Source organism: Labrenzia sp. CP4, assembly GCF_001579905.1.
Taxonomy (GTDB): Bacteria; Pseudomonadota; Alphaproteobacteria; order Rhizobiales; family Stappiaceae; genus Roseibium; species Roseibium algicola.
In genome coordinates this window covers 3,704,363-3,723,451 of sequence record NZ_CP011927.1, presented here as the reverse complement: position 1 = coordinate 3,723,451, position 19,089 = coordinate 3,704,363, and the positions used below count along the sequence as shown (strand labels likewise).

18 protein-coding genes are annotated in these 19,089 nt (G+C 59.7%); 4 read left to right on the top strand and 14 right to left on the bottom strand.

Translation table 11 applies throughout. The features are described 5' to 3' along the window. Positions 1–48: 48 nt before the first annotated feature. Positions 49–1,443: a PLP-dependent aminotransferase family protein gene (locus tag ACP90_RS17100; protein ID WP_062489039.1), complete on the bottom strand. Its 1,395-nt coding sequence runs from the start codon at positions 1,441–1,443 to the stop codon at positions 49–51. Between the two features lie 222 nt (positions 1,444–1,665). Beyond that, positions 1,666–2,823, bottom strand: coding sequence for a hypothetical protein (locus ACP90_RS17095; RefSeq protein ID WP_062489038.1), 1,158 nt, complete (start codon positions 2,821–2,823; stop codon positions 1,666–1,668). Between the two features lie 232 nt (positions 2,824–3,055). Between ACP90_RS17095 and ACP90_RS17090 the strand changes: the two genes are divergently transcribed. The 3 genes from ACP90_RS17090 to ACP90_RS28030 all read left to right on the top strand — a co-directional run bounded on the left by ACP90_RS17090 (position 3,056) and on the right by ACP90_RS28030 (position 4,801). Beyond that, positions 3,056–3,754: a GNAT family protein gene (locus ACP90_RS17090; protein WP_062491725.1), complete on the top strand. Its 699-nt coding sequence runs from the start codon at positions 3,056–3,058 to the stop codon at positions 3,752–3,754. A gap of 39 nt (positions 3,755–3,793) precedes the next feature. Further along, entirely contained in the window at positions 3,794–4,516 is a 723-nt protein-coding gene (locus ACP90_RS17085) for a type 1 glutamine amidotransferase (RefSeq protein WP_062489037.1), read from the top strand. A gap of 120 nt (positions 4,517–4,636) precedes the next feature. Then, complete coding sequence (locus tag ACP90_RS28030) at positions 4,637–4,801, top strand: histidine decarboxylase, pyruvoyl type (RefSeq protein ID WP_145915788.1); 165 nt, start codon at positions 4,637–4,639, stop codon at positions 4,799–4,801. A gap of 155 nt (positions 4,802–4,956) precedes the next feature. Here the strand turns inward: ACP90_RS28030 and ACP90_RS17080 are convergent, their stop codons facing one another. The 7 genes from ACP90_RS17080 to ACP90_RS17050 form a co-directional block, all read right to left on the bottom strand. Then, positions 4,957–5,931: a DUF808 domain-containing protein gene (locus tag ACP90_RS17080; protein WP_062489036.1), complete on the bottom strand. Its 975-nt coding sequence runs from the start codon at positions 5,929–5,931 to the stop codon at positions 4,957–4,959. Positions 5,932–6,052: 121 nt separating this feature from the next. After that, positions 6,053–7,735: an ABC transporter ATP-binding protein gene (locus ACP90_RS17075; protein ID WP_062489035.1), complete on the bottom strand. Its 1,683-nt coding sequence runs from the start codon at positions 7,733–7,735 to the stop codon at positions 6,053–6,055. After that, positions 7,732–8,604 (bottom strand): metallophosphoesterase, encoded by an 873-nt coding sequence (locus ACP90_RS17070; RefSeq protein WP_062489034.1) that lies wholly within the window; start codon positions 8,602–8,604, stop codon positions 7,732–7,734. The genes ACP90_RS17075 and ACP90_RS17070 overlap by 4 nt, the downstream gene beginning before the upstream one ends. 67 nt (positions 8,605–8,671) lie before the next feature. Continuing rightward, on the bottom strand, positions 8,672–10,219 hold the full coding sequence (locus tag ACP90_RS17065; RefSeq protein WP_062489033.1) for an ABC transporter substrate-binding protein: 1,548 nt from the start codon (positions 10,217–10,219) through the stop codon (positions 8,672–8,674). A gap of 63 nt (positions 10,220–10,282) precedes the next feature. Beyond that, positions 10,283–11,185, bottom strand: a complete 903-nt coding sequence (locus tag ACP90_RS17060; RefSeq protein ID WP_062489032.1) for an ABC transporter permease — start codon at positions 11,183–11,185, stop codon at positions 10,283–10,285. 4 nt (positions 11,186–11,189) lie between these two features. Then, entirely contained in the window at positions 11,190–12,116 is a 927-nt protein-coding gene (locus tag ACP90_RS17055; protein WP_023004002.1) for an ABC transporter permease, read from the bottom strand. Continuing rightward, positions 12,110–12,922 (bottom strand): HAD family hydrolase, encoded by an 813-nt coding sequence (locus ACP90_RS17050; protein ID WP_077293087.1) that lies wholly within the window; start codon positions 12,920–12,922, stop codon positions 12,110–12,112. The genes ACP90_RS17055 and ACP90_RS17050 overlap by 7 nt, the downstream gene beginning before the upstream one ends. Before the next feature lie 226 nt (positions 12,923–13,148). On the opposite strand from ACP90_RS17050, the gene ACP90_RS17045 reads away from it, so the two are divergent. Beyond that, entirely contained in the window at positions 13,149–14,042 is an 894-nt protein-coding gene (locus ACP90_RS17045; protein ID WP_023004004.1) for a LysR family transcriptional regulator, read from the top strand. Positions 14,043–14,059: 17 nt separating this feature from the next. On the opposite strand, the gene ACP90_RS17040 is transcribed toward ACP90_RS17045, so the two are convergent. The 5 genes from ACP90_RS17040 to ACP90_RS17020 form a co-directional block, all read right to left on the bottom strand. Continuing rightward, positions 14,060–14,722: an aspartate/glutamate racemase family protein gene (locus tag ACP90_RS17040; protein ID WP_023004005.1), complete on the bottom strand. Its 663-nt coding sequence runs from the start codon at positions 14,720–14,722 to the stop codon at positions 14,060–14,062. Between the two features lie 8 nt (positions 14,723–14,730). After that, complete coding sequence (locus ACP90_RS17035) at positions 14,731–15,570, bottom strand: ABC transporter permease (RefSeq protein ID WP_055653687.1); 840 nt, start codon at positions 15,568–15,570, stop codon at positions 14,731–14,733. A 2-nt stretch (positions 15,571–15,572) separates the two neighbouring features. Next, positions 15,573–16,409, bottom strand: a complete 837-nt coding sequence (locus ACP90_RS17030; protein WP_031270739.1) for an ABC transporter permease — start codon at positions 16,407–16,409, stop codon at positions 15,573–15,575. A gap of 196 nt (positions 16,410–16,605) precedes the next feature. Next, a complete protein-coding gene (locus ACP90_RS17025; RefSeq protein WP_023014488.1) occupies positions 16,606–17,916 on the bottom strand; it encodes an extracellular solute-binding protein in 1,311 nt (436 codons plus the stop codon). 65 nt (positions 17,917–17,981) lie between these two features. Then, a complete protein-coding gene (locus ACP90_RS17020) occupies positions 17,982–18,974 on the bottom strand; it encodes an ABC transporter ATP-binding protein (RefSeq protein WP_062489031.1) in 993 nt (330 codons plus the stop codon). Positions 18,975–19,089: the final 115 nt, after the last annotated feature.

Here is a 19,089-nt window from a genome sequence, read left to right as displayed (position 1 = left end):
GCCTGCGGCAGATTGGCAGAGGGTTGTGTGCAGTCTTTGCCTTTTCGTTCAGAAGTAGGTGGAGGTCTTGTCCGGCGTTGACGCCAATGCCTCGGAAATGACCCTGAACGCGCTATCGATCTGAGCGCGATCATGTGGTCCACCCAGACAGAGCCGTACGGATTCATCCGCCTTTCCGGCAATTGTGAAGGCGTCGCTTTCCACAACGCCGACAGCCTGGTTCCTCATCTGGCTGACAAAGGCCGGACGAGACCAGCCTTCCGGCAAGGCAAGCCAGATATGAAATCCGTCAGGGTCGGCGTCAAACTTCTGGCTTTTCAGGTAGCGGGCGGCCAGCTCCTGCCGGGCCGCGCTTTCGCTTCGGATGTGCCGAAGCAGGGCTCTGGCAGTGCCATCTTCGATCCAGCGCGTGGCCAGGGCTGTCGTGAGCGGGGAAATCATGACGCTGGACGTGCGCTGTGAACGAGCGAACTGCCATGCAGCGCTCCGGTCCGGGGCAAGGACGTGGGCGAGCCGGAGACCGGCTCCAACGCTTTTCGAAAGAGAGCCGATGTACCAGGTGATATCCGGAGCAAGAGCGGCTATCGACGGGACCTGCTTGCGGCTGAGCTGGCCGTAGGGATCATCCTCCAGGATCGGCACGCCGTGGCGCTGCGCGGCGGCGGCAAGATCGCGGCGCCGCTGCTCGGAGAGGGTGCGAGTGGTTGGGTTGTGCAGAGTGGGATTGAGATAGAGTGCCTTCAGGCGACCGTCGAGACACGCTTTGCGAAAGGCCTCCGGATCAATGCCTTCTTCGTCGCTCGGCAAGCCACAAAGCTCCAGTCTGAGTTGTCCGCAGATGGAGCGGATCCCGGGATAGGTGACGGCTTCGCATGCGATCCGGTCACCCGGCTCGCAAAGCGTTGCAAGAATGCCGGCAAGAGCTGCCTGAGCGCCGGGAGCAAACAGAATATCTTCCGGGTCGGGTTTGAGGCCAACCCCGGCAAGCCAGCGTGCTGCAGCCTGGCGGTCCGGGTCTTTTTCAGAAATTGTCTGGTATCGAAGCAGCGGAATGAGGTCGGCCGAAAGCGCCGCGAGCCCCTCTTTCATACGGGCAATCAGGCCAGGGTCACTGACTTCCGGCGGCAGGTTCATGGAATAGTCCGGAGGTGACAGCCGCTTGGCATCACGTGTTGCAACGCCGCCGCCCAGCACGCTGTCGGGGCCGGTGACGAATGTGCCGCTGCCAACCATGGAGGAGATAGCGCCACGCCTGCGGGCTTCGGTGTAACCGCGTGCAACGGTGGTGAAGTCAAGCCCGAGCCGGGCTGCCAACTGGCGCTGCGCAGGAAGCCGGTCTCCAGGCGAAAGGCGTCCGGTGCGAATATCTTCTTCAATGGCGTCCGCGATTGCGGCATAGCGCGGAGCACTGCTGGCGGAAAGGTCCGGACACCATTCGGTCATGAAGAATTGCTTTCAAATTGACTGGATATTGACTGTATACAGAGGTCGCGCCGGAATGTCACCAATCATTCGCTTCAGCGTGGGGCACCCAGTGGAGCTTGCGAACAATGGACGGCTGGCGAACAGCGCGCGTGCTGAACGGTCTTTGTTTCCAGGAAGATGTGGTCGTGACGAACGTGTGGCAGCGAGTTGGCAGCAGGGCCTTCCCGATATCAGCTGGTTTTATCCTCGGTCCAAAACCTCAACGGCCAGCACTGTCGGCAAATGGCGGGCAATTTCCTGCCAGGTTTCACCTTCATCCAGGCTGGCGAAAACCGAGCCTGAGTTTGTGCCGAAGTAGAGCCCGGCGGGGTCTCGTGTGTCGCCGCCCATCGCCTGACGCAGAACCGTGAAGAAGCAGGCTTCCTGCGGAAGGCCCTCGCGCTTGTCCCGCCAGGTTCGGCCACCGTCTTCGGACTTCCACACGGCTGCTGCCGCACCGGGGGGAAACCTGCCTTCGGTGTCTCCGTTCAGCGGGAGCGTCCAGATGGTGTCAGGATCTCGCGGATGAACGCGGATCGGGAAGCCGAAGGTGGAGGGCAGGCCGTCGGTGATGTTGTCCCAGTTGAGCCCGCCGTCTGCGGATCGCCAGACGCCGTGGTGGTTCTGCTGATAAAGCAGGTCATTGTCGCCAGGTGCACGCATCATGTTGTGAACGCAATGGCCGGTCTCGCCGTCGCGCGGGGAGGCAGGGTGATCATGTCCCTCACAGGCGGCCGCGTTGGACAGCCGGTTGCGTCGCTCCCAGGTCATGCCGCCATCTTCGCTGGCGAAAACGCCTGCGGCAGAAATGCCTATCCAGAGCTTTTTCGGATTGTCCGGGTCGGAAACGATCGTGTGCAGCACAAGGCCGGCCGCACCCGGGTTCCAGCTGTCCGCGGACGGATGATTGGCAAGCCCTTCCAGATGCGCGAAGCTCTTGCCGCCATCCCGGCTGGCGAGAAATCTTGCAGGCTTGGTGCCGGCGTAGAGCGTACCGTGGGCATACCCGAGCGACCAGATTTGCGAGAAGTCGTCCGCAAAAGGCAGGTCCTGAGGTGTCCAATTCAGAAAGTTGGCCGTCTCGGGGTCATTGGCTGCCCAGTCGTCGAGCGTCCCTTTGGTCAGTCGGGTGACCTCCCATGTCTCGCCGCCGTCGACAGAACGCCAGACGCCCGCGCCGGACCATTCGCCGCCGCCGCCGGCCCAGATCGTGCCGCTTTTCGGATCGCCGATCACGTGATTGATCGGCCAGCCATCGCAGAAAGGTCCCTTTACCTTCCAGCCTCCACGGTCGCTTCCACCGTTCAGCAGGAACGCTCCCTTGGTGGTCCCGACAAGCACCGTTACACCCGAAGTCATGGTTTGCCTCCTCCAGAAACCGGTTGAGCTTAACACGAGTTTTGTTGGTTGCAGATGGGCTTCGTTGCTCCTTTACGGCGTGATGTGGCCTAAAGGAAAAGAGCCTCCTAACTGGTTCTGTAGGTCTCGAGGAACTGGATCTTTTCGCGGTACCAGTGACACGGTAGACAGTGGGAACCTGCTGGTAGCAAACTGCCGGCACATGCAAGCCATGCCCTTTCCGGAGATGATCATGCCTGAAAACCTTAGCCATTGGACCGCGCGTCCCCGGCCGGAGCACAAGCCGATTGAGGGCCGTTACGTTGTTCTGGAGCCGCTTGATCCGGGGCGTCACACGTCCGGGCTATTCGAAGCTTCCGATGTGCCGGACGGCGATCAGAAATTCCGCTGGCTGCCTGAATATCCGCCGGAGACGGAGACTGATTTCCGCGGGTGGGTGGAAAAGGCTGCAGCCAGCAAGGATCCGCTCTTTTTTGCAATCGTGGACAAGGAAACCGGTAAAGTTGCCGGGCGGCAGACACTTATGCGGATCGACGAGGCCAACGGTGTCATCGAAATTGGAAATATCTATTGGGGGCCTCTGATCTCGCGCAGACGCGGGGCGACCGAAGCCCTCTATCTGTTCATGAAATATGTGTTCGATGATCTCGGTTATCGGCGCTTCGAATGGAAGTGCAACAACGACAACATTCCGTCCAGACAGGCCGCCTTGCGTTTCGGTTTCAGCGAGGAAGGCGTCTTCCGGCAGCATCTTGTCGTCAAGGGTCTCAATCGCGATACAGCGTGGTTCTCCATGATCGAAAAGGAATGGCCGGCGCTGAAAAAGGGCTACGAAGCCTGGTTGGCCGCGGAGAATTTCGAGCCATCCGGAGAGCAGAAGCGCAAACTTGGCGCGTGTCTTGCGGATGCTGCGAAGAGCGGTCAATCATGAGCGATCGCGCCAGCCGGATTCGCCAGACGAGACCTATCGATGAACTCCAGACATATCGGCATCTTGCAGCCCGGGCATGCCCCCGACGAACTGGCACAGGAATTGGGCGACTACGATGCATGCTTCCGGCAGTTGCTGGCCGGTCGCGGGTTTTCCTTCACGACCTATGATGTGGAGGCGGGCGAGTTCCCCGATGGGCCGGAAGCAGCGGATTCCTGGTTGATAACCGGGTCCCGCCACGGAGCTTACGAAGACCACGACTGGATTCCGCAGCTTGAGGATCTTATCCGCGCTATTCACCAGAGCGAGCGCCCTCTGATCGGTGTTTGCTTCGGTCACCAGATCATTGCTCAGGCCCTTGGTGGCCAGGTGGAGAGGTCGCCCAGGGGATTTACCGCCGGACCGGAAACCTATCGCGGTTTCGGTCACGAAAAACTGGTGCTCAATGCCTGGCATCAGGACCAGGTCACAATGGCGCCCAAGGGACTTGAAGTTGTTGCAAGCAGTTCAGGTTGCCCGATTGCCGGGCTTCATCTGCCTGGCCGGATCCTGACATGCCAGCCGCATCCGGAAATAGATCCGGACTATCTTGCGGGCATTGTGAAGCTGCGCGGATATGTTTTGAACGACACGCAGCGCGCTGAACTGCCGAAACGGATCGAGACCATGCCTCTTGATGCGAGCAAAGCGGCAGATCTCTTTGCAATGTTTCTGTCGGGCGAAGAACTCGGGATGCTGTTGCCCGGTAACGCCGAAGCCTGATCTGCAGAGCCAACCATGCCCGTTCAATTGCAATGCTCGAATTCGCGAAGGTAGAATTTTATTTCGATCTAAACGCTAATTTGAACTTCTCGCGCTTGCAGGTGTTTAAGGGCGTGGCGGATCGTTGACTGCGACAAGGACCTGTCGGTGCCCTATGATCGCACCTTCATGGCCTATGCCGATGTCATCATGAAGTCTGGCTTCGTGGGTACGGCACTTACCGTTGCGCCTTACATCAAGTTTGCTCAACCAGATGGTCCGGCTTCCGGCTTCAATACGATTTAGGAACTGACCTTGAGCGACTGGGAGCTGGCTGTCGGGCTGACATGTCCCGGTCTCTTCGGCGTACAGAAAATCCTGCGCTTTGCTCTCTCACGAAAAAGGCAATCGACTGTCTCCTGTCGATTGCCTTTGTTTTTTCCGAGCCGACCGCTGGAAGGTCAGTGGCTCTTCGCGGCTGACTTGCCTCTGACGAGCCGCCAGACCGGCAGGATCACCTTGCTGGTGACCGGGATCAGCAGCATGCCGAGTGCGAGGCCGAACAAACCGTCCAGGCTTGCCGTTACCACCCATGTGAGGAAGCCTTGAGCGACCTGTACCGAATGAGCCACGTTGTGGGCAATGTCGTGGATGATGCCGTAGATCTGCCCGAAGCCCAGAACGTCCATACCATGCAGCACGATGGAGCCACCGACCCAAAGCATGGCGGCGGTACCAACTGTCATCAGCAGTTTCATGAAGCCGGGCATGGCTTTCACAATGCCGTGGCCGATGGCGCGGGTCAGCGACAGGCGGCCTCTGCGCGTCAGCATCAGGCCAAAGTCGTCCGCCTTTACCAGCAAGGCAACGCAGCCATAAACGAGAACGGTGATGCCGATTGCGACCACTGCAAGCGTGGCGGCTTCCATCCAGATGGTGCTTTCAGGAATCTCGGCGAGGGCGATCGTCATGATTTCCGCCGACAGGATGAAGTCGGTTTTGATGGCGCCGGAAACCTTCTGTTCTTCCAGATGCAACGGGTCGGCAACGAAGCCTTCCGGCTCGTCGGCGTCATGATGATGGGGCTTGAAGATGTGATAGATCTTTTCCGCCCCCTCAAAACACAGGTAGGCGCCACCCAGCATCAGCAACGGTGTAATGATACCTGGCAGAAACTCATTGAGTACGAGGCCGGCAGGAAGCAGGAAGATCAGCTTGTTCTTGATTGATCCCTTCGCGATCCGCCAGACGATCGGAATTTCGCGTGCAGGGGAAAATCCGGCGACATATTTCGGAGTGACGGCTGCGTCGTCGATTACGGCTCCGGCCGCTTTCGCACCCGCCTTGGCCGCCTGGCCGATCACGTCATCCGCGGAGGCCGCGGCAATCTTGGCGATTGCGGCAACGTCATCGAGTAGGGCAAGCAATCCGCTCATGGCAGCTCCAGGTCTGTGTCCGTCCGGGGCAAGGATATAGCGTGTTGCCGGGTGAGGGGCCAGTAAAGAGACCCCATATTCCTGAAACAGATTGCACCGGAACAAATTGGCCTGATGTTGATTACGCTAGGGCTGCCAGTGTCGTGCTTTCCTGCGGAAATGCCGTGAAGGCCTCCGCAGACTTGCGGCGTTGCTTCGGCATCGGGTTTGGAACGGCAGACAACAGGCGGCGTGTGTACGGGTGCTGCGGTTTTTTCAGAATCTGTTCGGTTGGACCGGTTTCGACAATCTCGCCCTTGTACATCACGGCAATGCGGTGACTGACCCGCTCCACCACGCCGATGTCGTGTGAGATGAACAGGAACGACAGACCTTCCGTGCGTTGCAGTTCCAGCATCAGATCAGTGATCTGCCGGGCAATGGAAACATCCAGCGCGGAAACCGCTTCGTCCGCAATGATGAGTTTCGGTTCCACCGACAAGGCACGCGCAATGCACAGACGCTGACGTTGTCCGCCGGAGAACTGGTGCACGAAGCGATTGATGGCATCGCGCTCCAGTCCAACCCTTTCAACCAGTTCCGCTGCGAGTTCCTTCTGGTCCTTGCGCGAGACAAGGCCATGGATCCGCGCCGGCTCCGTGATCAGCTCATGTACCGGAAGCCGCGGATTGAGGCTCGCATAGGGGTCCTGAAACACCATCTGCATGTCTTTCCGCGTCTCGCGGAGCGCCTGCCGGGAGGAGCTGTTCAGAACATTGCCGTCAAGCCGGACAGATCCGCTTTCAGGTTCGATCAGGTGCAGAATGGACCGCGCCAGGGTCGACTTGCCGCAACCGGATTCGCCAACCAGACCAAGCGTCTCGCCACGCGCAACCTTCAGCGAAACGCGGTTCACGGCCAGAACGCCGCCGGATTTCCTTGAAAACAGGCCGGATTTCCCGGCAAATCGTGTCGACAGTTGCTCAACATCCAGCACTGTCTCGGTCCCGGCCTGCTGCGTGCTGGTTCCGGAACCCGGTTTCGGCGTTGCCGCCATCAGCGCCTTTGTGTAGGCAGCCTTCGGTCGTTCGAAAAGATCGTTAACGCTGGCTTCTTCCATCTTTTCACCGTTGCGAAGCACGACGACCCGGTCGGCAATCTCGGCAACGACGCCCATGTCGTGGGTGATGAACAGAACGCCCATGCCGATTTCGGCCTGAAGGTTCCGGATCAGTGTCAGGATCTCCGCCTGGGTGGTGACATCCAGAGCCGTTGTCGGTTCATCGCAGATCAGCAGTTTGGGCCTGCAGGCGAGCGCCATTGCAATCATCACCCGTTGACGCAGGCCGCCGGAAAGTTCGTGCGGATATTGCTGCAGCCGCCGCGCCGGATCCGGAATGTGCACCTGATCGAGGGCTTCTTCCGCAGCCTGCATCGCCTTGCGCCTGTCGAACTTCCGGTGGCGGATGAAGACCTCGCCAACCTGGTCGCCGATTTTCAGAACCGGGTTGAGAGAGGTCATCGGCTCCTGAAAGACCATGGAAATGGCATTGCCGCGAAGCGCGGTCAGTTGCGCATCCGTCAGGCTTCGCAAGTCATGGGAGCCATCACCATCGTTCAGGCGGATATTGCCCCCGCCAATCGTTCCACCTTCTCGTTCGATCAGCCGCAGGATGGAAAGTGCCGTGGCCGATTTGCCGGAACCGGACTCTCCGACCAGCGCAAGTGTCTCGCGCGCATGAATTGCAAAGGAAATTCCCTTCACGGCTTCATGAGCACCGAAAGAAATCCTGAGGTCCTGAACGTCCAGTACCGGCTGGGTCATTTGAGATCTCCGCGGCGTCTTGCGGCAAATTCCGGATGCTGGTTGAAGTCCGGTAGCGGCGGTGTCCAGCGGTCGGCATGAGGCTTGAACGAATGGGCGATCGGGTCGAGGCCCTGCACCTGCCAGGAGACGGTTTCGCCAAGCTCAAGCAAACCGAAGGCACCGGCAGGTTGGCCCTTGGTGGTGAAGCTTTCGGTGAGCGACTGCTGTGTCAGATGGGTAATGCCGTCCACCGTGGTGATTGTGTTCCAGTGAACGTGGCCGGACAGACAGACCACCGGCTGCCGGGACTGCGCCAGTGCCGCGCGGGCACGTTCTGCCATCGGGTAGGTCGAAGCTGACGGATTGCGTTCGAAGTAGTAGTTACCGATCTGGCCATGACCGGAAACGGGAACGTGGCTGAGCACCAGAAGAGGCTTGTCCGTGTTCTGTGCAACGCGTGACAGCCACAAGAGATCGGCCTCATGCAGAATGAATCCTGAATGCTCCGGCGTCCGATGGATCTTGCTGTCTGCGCGCCAAAGCGCAATTCTCCAGTCACCTGCATCAAAGGTCGCGTTGGCGAGGGACTGACCGAGGATTTCCTCGTTGTCCGAAACATCCAGGTGATCGCGGTCGTGATTGCCGTTGATGTGGTGGACCGGAGCATTGACGGCCTTGAAGGCCTCTGCGACTTCGCGTTCCAGCTGAAGGTCCGTGTCGCGGTCCATATCGGAAATCCGATCGCCCAGATCGACGACGAAATCGGGGGCGGCATCGTTAACGAAACGGGCAAACTCGGCCATCAGGTCGAGGGCAGTGTCACCGCGCTTGGTCGCGGAAGGTTTGCCGTGGTGGATGTCGGCGACAACAGCAATGCGTACGGACACGTTGAATTTCCTGAATTGATCAAAGGGTAGGGAGAGCGCCGCCGGTGTACCGGCGGCGCTTTTTTGCTTAGTTGAACGAAATGGAGCCGGCGCGGAAGTCGAGCACGTAGGGAATGTGACCCGGCTTGGGAGCCCAGTTGACGTTGGTCTTCATCGCCCAGCTTTCATAGGGGCGATACAGCGGCAGCACCGGCGGATCCTGCTTGATGCGCTCCATCAGCTCCGCATAGGCCGCGCGACGCAACTCGACATCACCGTTAAAGCGGAACTGCTCCCAGCTCTTGGCGTAGTCTTCGTCCGTGTTGAAACGGCCTTCGGATTCAGACGGACCATTCGGAGCCCACATGACGCCGAAGCTGCCGAACGGGTCGGCGAAATACATCGGGTTGGACCAGTTGCGGGTCATCATGTCAGGGGAGTTGCCGCTCCATTTGTCCTGGACGTTGACCTTGCCCTTGATACCGACTTCCGCCCACATCTCCATGATGGCCTGGGCCGCCAGAAGGCCGTTGGTGTAGTAGCCCGGCGCGGTGTCGTAGGTGATTTCGAAGCCGTCATAGCCTGCTTCCTTGAGCAGTTCCCTGGCTTTCTCCGGATTGTATTCGAAGGTGGTCAGCTCCGGCTGGTACAGTTCGCCGAATTCCGCAAGCGTGTGCGTGGACGGAACCACGGCCTTGCCACCCCACAGGGCTTCGTTCAGCGTGTCACGGTCGATGGCGAGCGACAGGGCCTGACGGATGCGGGCATCCTTCAGTTTCGGATGGTTCACATTCATGATCATGACGTGGAAGAGGGCAGTGGCGCTGCCGGCGGCCTTCATGTCCGGATCGTTCTCGATCAGCTGAAGCTGGTCAGGTGCGATGTTGGTGACGATGTCGGCTTCACCTGTTTTCAGGGCCGTGATGCGTGAAGCAGTCTCCGGCATATGCCGGACAGTGACCTTGTCGAGCGGTGCCTTTTCGCCCCAGAAGTCGTCAAAACGTTCCCAGACCACTGTTTCGCCCGGTACGAATTCGGCAACCTTGTATGGTCCGGTGCCGACTGGCTTCAGAGAAAAGGCTTCAAAGTCGTCATGCTCAAGCTTGTCCGGGTCGCCTGCAAGGCTCTTGGTGTAAGCTTCCGGAATGATCATGACCTGCTGCAGGTTCAGCAGTGTTTCCCAAAGAGGCTCCGGGCGCTTTGCATGGATGCGCACGGTGAAATCATCGACCTTCTCGGCCTTCTCGAAGTTTTCAAGACGGTCCCGGGCACGCACCTGATAGGGTGGGAAGTCGGCCTGATACATCCGGTTCAGCGAGAACACGACGTCGTCGGCGGTCATGTCGGCACCATTGTGGAACTTCACGCCTTCGCGCAGTTTCAGTTCCATGATCGTCGGTTCGACAAGTTTCCACTCTGTCGCAAGGCCCGGCTGCCATTCAGTATCGGTGGTGTCGTGGTTCTTTGCGATCAGCGTATCGAAGGCGTTGTAGTAGAACTGTGAGCCGACATTCGAGTGATCGCGACCCGGATCTAGGTAACTGGACACGTTGGCTGCACCAACGGTGAGTTCTGTTGCGAAGGCACTTGTCGCCATGAGCGAAGCAAGAGCGGTGGTTGCCAGTAGTTTGGTCATATCGAGCCTCCAAGGCTGCTAGGGTGGAGCGTTGGCCGTTCCGGCTTCTGTGGTTGGGTTGGGTCAGCGGGACCTGAGACGGACATCCGCCTTGTCGCGCAGCCAGTCGCCAAGGATCTGGACTGCGAATGTGAGGAGCAGGATCACAATCGCAGGGGCGAGAACGATCCAGGGGGCCGTCGGCAGATAGTCGCGGCCGATGCCGACCATCGATCCGAGCGTTGCGGTTGGCGGTTGAACGCCGAGACCGAGGAAAGACAGGGTCGATTCCAGGATGACGATGTTGGAAAAGTTCAGTGTGAACTGGACGACGATCGGCGAGACGACATTGGGCAGGATGTGCCTCACCGCAATCCGGAGCGGCGTAGCACCTGCTGCACGTGCCGCTTCGACAAAGGGCATCTGGATCAGCTTCTTTACTTCACCGCGCACGATCCGCGTGTATTGCTCCCAGCCGTAGACACCGAGCACGAGGATCATCACGTCCAGGGATGAGCCCATGACTGCCAGAATGAGAAGGGCGATCAGGGTGAAGGGTATGGCGATCTGCGCGTCGACCAGGCCCATGATGACCTCTTCGAAAACACCGCCGATGATGCCGGCCATCAGACCCAATGTACCGCCGATCAGAAGACCTATGACGGCTCCCGCAAGGGCGAGTGCGAAGGTCAGCCGCAGGCCGTAGATGCAGCGGGAGAAGATGTCCCGGCCGAGTTCGTCGGTGCCGAAATAGAAGCCGTCCTTGTAGCGTTCGAACCCGATTGGCGGACGCAGCCGGGAAATGAGACTTTGGGCATTCGGGTCGAAGGGGGCTACCCAGGGGGCGGCGAGTGCCGTCACGATCAGGATCAGGCCGATGAGAAGCGCGATCCGGACAATCCAGTTCGCATCCGACCAGATTGGCAGCTGGTATGTTCTTGTGCCGGTATTACGCGGCGAAGACAGGTTGTGCGTTGCGTCGGTCATGCGCTTATCCCTTGGCAAGGCGGATGCGCGGATCCGCGAAGGCGTAGGCGATGTCGACCACTGCGTTGATCACGATGACCGCGACAGCGACGGACAGGACACCGAACTGGAGGACGGGGTAGTCACGCAGGATGGCGGACCGGACGAGGAGATCGCCGATACCGGGCCATGCGAAGATCGATTCCACGACAACGCTACCCGCCGCCGCGAGGCTGGCGATCTGTAGTCCGACCACGGAAAGCAGCGTGATCGAAGCGTTGCGCAGTCCGTGCTTCAGGATGACGATCCACTCCGGCAGGCCTTTGGCACGGGCTGTGCGCATGTAATCCTGGCTGAGCACGTCCAGCATGGCGTTGCGGGTGAAGCGGGTGATCGCCGCAACCAGCGTGCCGGAAATGGCAAGCGTCGGCATGATGAAATGCAGCGCAGTCCCATCGCCGATGACGGGAAGCCAGTTGAGCGTGTAGGCAAAGATCAGCACCAGCAGGATGCCGATGATGAAGGACGGCACGGCATATCCGAGAAAGGCAATCACCATCACCACGCTGCCGATGATGCTGGTGCGATAGATGGCGGCCAGAATGCCAAGCGGTATGGAAACTATCAGTGTGAAGCACACCGCGCTGAGCAGCAGTTTCAAGGATGGCCAGGCACGTTCGAGAACGATTTCCGAAACCGGCCGCCTTTCCAGGAAGGACAGTCCGAACTCGCCGGAAAACACGGAGCTGAGATAGCGCCAGTATTGGGTGCCGATGGAGGAATCCAGACCGTAGTAAGCGATCAGGAGAGCCCGGTCTTCCTTGGTGATGCCTTCGCCGAGAACGAAATCGACCGGATTTCCGGAAAGCCTGGTCGCGAAGAAGACGAGCGTCACGATGAGGAACAGGGTGATCGCCATCCGCAAAAGGGTTCGCAGAACGTAGGTCAGCATGCGCTCGCCTCCACTGGCGATGGGTGAGCGGACGGTATCGGCTCTTTCACGGGAGCCCCGTTCACGATCGGCGAGGGCGTTGCGACGAGGTGAATGAAATCAAGACCGGCAAGGGTTGCCGCCGCGCCGTCGGTCGCGGCGTTGTCGCCCACAAAGACAGCCTCGCTCGCCGGAACGCCCGCAGCTTCAAGTGCCGCGCCGATGAGGAACGGCTGAGGTTTGCCGATAACCCTTGGTGCGATCTCCGGACAGCACGCCTTGAAAGCTGCAAGCAGGGAGCCGGTTTCCGGCACCGGGCGACCGTCCGCATTCGGGTGGGAAAGATCCGGATTGGTCACGACCAGCTCTGCGCCTTGCTCCAGCAGTCGCAACGCCTTTTCCAGTCCGGTCAGGGTGAACTTTGTATCGCGGGCAAGCAGGACGACGTCTGTCCGGTCGTTTGCGCGCTCAAGGCCGAGTTCCGCTGCAAGAGCGTGAAGCGGCTGTTCGGCAATTACGTGGATGCGCGCGCCTGGACGTTCCGCTGCGATCGTGCGAACAGCCAGCTCACCTGCAAGAAAGATGCTTTCCTGCGGCAACGACAGGCCGATTGCGTTCAGTTTTGCCGATAGCGTGACGCATGTGTCGGCCGAGTTGTTTGAAACGATCGATAGTCTTTTGCCGGCAGCCCGGACAAAATCTTCCGCGCCCGGCAATGCTCGTCCGGCGGCTATCAGGCAACCGTCCAGATCGCACAGGATTGCGGCATAACCGTCAATCTCCGCGGCGCCAAGCCATTGAATTGTTGTTGTTTTGCGAGCCCGCATTGCGAAGTCCATATCTGTCCGGTTGCCTTTCGGTACCACCGATCGGCATTGAGGATCCGCCGGTACGGCAGGCGGATTGTTCTGGTCAGGAAGGGCCGTGCTCCGTTGGCGTGGCCCGCTGAAATCGCAATCAAATTGTCGTCACTCTGTGACGCTGCCGTAACAGAGCGAACCTATGGTTTGAGGTGATCAAACCTTTGGCTTTGCTAATCGGAGAAAACCTGGAATGACACTTTCCCTGTCGCGCATTCGGGCCGTGAACGCGGTCGCGTCCGGAGGTTCATATGCTGCAGCGGCACGGGCGCTGAAGATTTCGCAGCCGGCCGTCGCGCGTCATGTCAAAGACCTTGAAGCGGAATTCGGCGTACGCCTGTTCGACCGGAAAAACGGTGTGTTGTCGCCAACCCCCCTGTGCAACGAGCTATGCGACGTCGCCGAACGCATGGCGGAAGCCGAACGCGCAGCAACACGGCTTTTGACCCGCCACAACACCTTGCTGAACGGTCGTTTGAAAATCGGATTGGGAAATTCGATGCCGGGCATGGCGTTGATCGCGCAGTTTCTCAAGCGGCATCCGGGCATCGAAATTGCGGTGGAAACAGGTTCGCATGAGCGGATCACGCGGGCAGTGCTGACCCGCGAAGTCGACATCGGTGTGCTGCCGGATGTGCCTGCGGATGGCCGTTTCCGGCGCGCCTTGCTTGCAAGGCAGAATGTCGTTGCCATCGTCCATCCCGACAGCCCGCTGTCCCGGGAGGCGGCCGTGACCTGCGAACGGCTGATGGCCGAACCCCTGATTTTCCGGACAAGGGGATCCTCCACCCAACGGGTGGTCGACAGGGCCTTTCGTTCCGCCGGGTTCGAGCCGTCGCCGCTGTTGACGCTGGACACCCGTGACGCGGTTTATGAAGCAGTGGTCAATGGCCTCGGGGTCGGTTTCATGTGGCGGTTCGGAACCGGGCGAACCGATGTCGTTCACCGGGTTCCGGTCTCGGACATGCAACGCCAATACGAGGAAGTGGTTTTCTCGCTTGGCGACGAGCGCAGTATGCTGTTCGACGTATTCTTTTCCGCCGTGGAAAGCTTCCGCACGGAGGCGGACGACATTCTGGACCACTAGCAGGCGAGGGGGCGCGCCTAGGCGGTGATCGCCTCTGCAAGGCGCACAGCGGACGCTACACCATCAATGACGGGTACCTTGAATTGCGCCGTCAGGTCGGCGGCCAGATCCGCCATGCCCGCGCAACCGAGTGCGATTGCGCCAATGCCGTCCAGTCTCAGAGCGGCCTGGATTTCCGCCTCGATCTTGTGCCGGGCATCGCTCTCGGGGTTTTCCAGTTCGAGAACCGGTACGTCCGATGCACGCACCCTGACACATCGGGCGGCAAGGCCGGTGCGCTGCAGGTTCTCTTCCAGCACCGGTACGGAGACGGACAAGGTGGTAACCACCGAAAACCGTTCGGCCGCCACGGAGGCAACATGGTAGGCCGCCTCGCCGATGCCAACCACCGGGACGCGGGATTTCGCCTTCAGTTCCCAAAGGCCGGTGTCGTCGAAGCATGCGATGATGACCGCGCTTATGCTTGGGTCGGTCTTCAGCGAGCGCTCGAAGAGATCGAACAGACCGGGCAGGGCGGCCTCGCCATCGGCTGGTCCCTGAATGGCTGCCGGTCCCTCCAGTGGATTGATGGCCGTAATCCGGCTGAAGGGACCAGCTGCGGCGCGAGCAGCCGCCGCGATCTTCTGCGTCATTGAAGCCGTGGAATTCGGATTGATGACGAGGATGTGTATGTCGCGCATGTAAGGCCCTAGACCATGCCCTTTCCGGCATCCGAGCCGTGCCGTGACCTGCGTTTGTTCAGGATGACGACAATGGCCAGGAACAGGCCGATGATGCCGAAGGAGAAGGCGGTTGTCAGAGTGCCGAGCGCAAAGATCACCGGCGTCGTGACGTTTGTTGTCATGCCGTAGATTTCCAGCGGCAGCGTGTTGTAGCTGCCAGCCGTCAGAAGCGTGCGGGCAAACTCGTCATAGGACAGGGTGAAGCCGAACAGGGCGACCCCGATCAGCATCGGCGCGATTATCGGCAGCACGACATGACGGACAGTCTGCCAGGCGCTTGCGCCCTGGTCGCGCGCGGCCTCCTCGTAGGATTTGTCGAAACGGTTGAAAACCGCGAACATGATCAGCAGGCCGAAGGGCAAGGTCCACGTCAGCTGCGCGCCAAAGCCCGAGGTCGACCAATGCACGGCAAGGCCGGACTGGGAGAAGATCAGGCCGACGCCAAGCGAAACCAGGATCGACGGGATCACCAGCGAGGTGATGATCAGATAGAAGATCGCACCGGACCCGGGAAACCGCTTGCGGAAGGCAAGGCCGCCCATGACGGAGACAACGACCGTTGTCACCATGACCATGAGGCCAAGCACGAGCGAGCGCGAGAAACTGCCCCAGATATCCCCGACGGCCTGTTGTTCGAACAGGTCGTGGAACCAGTGCAGCGAGACGCCGCGCATCGGGAAGGTCAGCCCGCCCTGCGGTCCCTGAAAACTCAGGATCGCGATGGTGACTGTCGGGCCATAGAGGAAAACCAGGAAAAGGCCAAAGAACGCGGCAAGCGCATAGAAGGAGCGGGAACGTTTTTCCATGATCAGAGCTCCTTCCGGATGTCGACGAAGCGCAGCAAGATCGAGATCACCAGAAGCACCGTGATCAGCAGGATGACCGCTGTTGCCGCGGCAGAGGGATATTGCAAAAGCGCGATGTCGTTGGAGATCAACCTGCCGACATTGGCCTTCTGGCTGCCGGACATGAAGCGCACGGTAATGAAGTCGCCCATCACCAGCGTGACGACAAAAATGGAACCGATCATGATGCCGGGTTTGGTCAGCGGAATGATGACGTTGGTGAGTGTCTGCAGGCCGGTGGCGCCATTGTCATAGGCTGCCTCGATCAGCGAGCGATCGATACGCATCATTGTGTTGAAAATCGGGACCACCATGAACAGTGTGTAGAGGTGGACAAAGGCCAGGATCACCGAAAAATCGGAAAAGAGCAGCCAATCCAGAGGCTCGTCAATGACGCCCATCGAGATCAACGTGGAATTGGCGATGCCGTTGCGGCCCAGGAACGGGATCCAGGAAATCATGCGGATGATGTTGGATGTCCAGAACGGGATCGTGCACAACAGAAACAGAACGATCTGCCAGGTCAGCGTGCGCACGTGAAAGGCGAGGAAATAGGCAACGGTAAACCCGATCACCAGTGTGATCGCCCAGGTGATCAGCGCGTATTTCACCGTGTTGAAGAACACCTGGTAGGTCACTGGAGACGTCAGCAGGAATTCGTAGTTGTCGAACTGGAAGGCCGGGTAGATCGAGAATTCCGTCGCCCCCCAGAAACTCACCACGACGATCATGGCAATCGGCAGAACCAGGAAGAAGAACAGCACCAGCGCCAGAGGCAGCGACAGTAGCCAGCCGGTCATGGCATCGGGCAGGCGGCTGAGGCTGAAGGGAGCCTTTGCACGAGCTTTCGCAGCCGGGGCCACGCTGGAAATGGACTGTGTCTGATCCGTCATGAAGGTCGGGTCCGGTAAGTAGAGAAGGCGGGTGTCATGCTCGCCCCGGGTGTCTTGAAGTGCCCGGGAAAAGTTTCCCGGGCACCAGTGTGTCGGCTCAGCCTCAGGCGGCGATGAACTCGTTCCACTTGCGAACCATGTACTGGTTCTCGTCCATGACAGCGTTCCAGCAGGCAACGGCACCCATGCGCTCGTAGAACGAGCCGCCGTCGCGGGTTTCGCCGGCTTTCGCCAGAACGTCACCGAACGGGTTGGTGATGTCGCCGGTGGCTTCCTTGCCTTCGAACCAGTAACCCCACTCGTTCTCGTCCATGTGGTTCTTGGAGGTTTCCGGCACGGCCGAGTAGTAGCCCTGGCGCATCAGGAAGCCGCCGACCCAGCCGTCGAGATACCAGTTGATGTATTCGTAGGCTGCTTCCAGTTCGAGGCCGGTCAGGCTCTTGGAAAGACCGATGCCACCGCCCCATGACCGGTAACCTTCCTTCAGCGGCTGATAGACGCAATCGATGCCGCGGGACTTCACGGCGGTGATCGCCGGAGACCACATGGACTGGATCACGACTTCGCCGGACGCCATCAGGTTGACGCTTTCGTCGAAGGTCTTCCAGAAAGCGCGGAACTGGCCGTTTTTCTTGGCTTCGGTGAAGATCGCCATGGTCTTGTCGATCTCTTCGCGGGTCATGTTGCCCTTGTCGCCATACTGGATTTCGCCCATGGCTTCGCAAACCATGGCCGCATCCATGATGCCGATGGAAGAGATGTCGAGGATCGATGCCTTGCCCTTGAATTCCGGGTTCAGCAGTTCGGTCCAGCTTTCGATCGGGCGGCCGATCAGGTCCGGACGGATGCCGAGTGTGTCGGCGTTGTAGATGGTCGGGATGAGTGTCATCCAGCCGGTTTCTTCGGTGGCGAACGCCTTGCCGTCCGGACCGTCGACAAAGCCGACCGTGTGCGGAGCGGTGCCCTGTGCGATCACGGATTCGGGCGTCAGTTTGCCGCTTTTGAAGATGCCGACGATCTTGTCGTAGTTCTTGATCTTGGAGGTGTCCATTGCCTGCAGGTTGCCGGTCGGCCAGACCTTCTTGCAGATCCAGTATTCGATGTCCGCAATGTCGAAGCTGTCCGGCTGGGTCGCCGCACGCTGGGTGACGGCGTCACTGTCCAGAGCGGTCATTTCCAGGGTGAAGCCGAGATCTTCCTTCACCTTCTGCGCTACTTCGTTGAGGTTGGACACGCCGGTGCCGAACTGGCGCAGGGTCACGTCCTTGATGTTCTGTGCCCAGATGGTCGGGAAGCCGGTGATGGCTCCCGAACCCAGGGCCGCACCGGCAGCAGCAGCGCCGCCTTTCAGGATGCTGCGGCGGCTGACGCCTTTCTTGGTCATCTGTTCAGTTTTTCCCACTGTATCTGTCATGTTCTTACTCCTGTTCCCCTCTGGAGTTTGTTCGGCCTCGGGAGAAGGCCTGCGATCGGCAGCCTTCAGGCAGCCAGTTGGTGTGCGTCTTCCGGCTTCCATGTCAGGAAGACGGTTGCGCCGATTTCGATCGGGTCCTGGAAAAAGGCTTCGTCGGTGAGTGCGGCCGTCAGATCGCCGGCGCCCCCCGCATCAAGCGCGAGATTGACGGTGGAGCCGAGGTATTCGACGTCCTTGACGAAGGCCGTCAGAACGGCGCCGTCCTCTCCGGCCGCTTTTTTCACCCTCAACCTGTCTGCCCTCAGCGCGACCGCAGCGCCTTTCTGCTGCAGCACGTTGTGGCCGCCGATGAAGCGGGCGACGAACTCGGTTGTTGGCGTGTTGAACACGTCGCGCGGGCTGCCTGCCTGCTCGATCTTGCCGCCGTTCATGACGATGATGTCGTCTGCCAGCGCGAGGGCTTCGTCCTGGCTGTGCGTGACGTGGATGAAGGAAATGCCGAGCTCGCGCTGCAGCTTCTTCAACTCGAGCCGCATCTTGATACGCAGGAACGGATCGAGTGCCGACAGCGGTTCGTCAAGCAGAAGCACGGAAGGTTCGGTGATCAGGGCACGGGCCAGGGCAACACGTTGCTGCTGACCGCCGGAGAGCTGCGAAGGCAACCGTTCAGCATACGCCGCCATATCCACCAGTTCCAACAACTGACGGGCCTTCTTGAGCCTGACCGGTTTTTCGACACCCTTCATCTTCTGGGAAAAGGCGACGTTATCGACCACGGACAGATGCGGAAACAGCGCATAGTTCTGGAACATCATCGCCGTGCCGCGCCGGGCAGGTGGAAGATCGGTGATGTTGGTGCCGCCCAAAACGATGTCGCCGGTGGAGACGCTCTCATGGCCGGCGATCATTCGCAGGGTTGAAGACTTGCCGCATCCCGATGGCCCGAGCAGGCAAGAATAGGTGCCGGCGGCGAATTTGTGATTGATCGCGTCGACCGCAATGGTCTCGCCATAGATCTTGGTGGTGGCTGCCAGTTCAAGGTCCAGGGACTTCGCCATGGCCGGACGTCTCCTTCAGAAAACCGTTTTCGGCTCCTGAGACAGCAAGTGCCGTGCCAAAGCGTAAAACTGGCGGAATTCCGGAGATCCTGATGAGAAAGCGGAGCGATGAGCA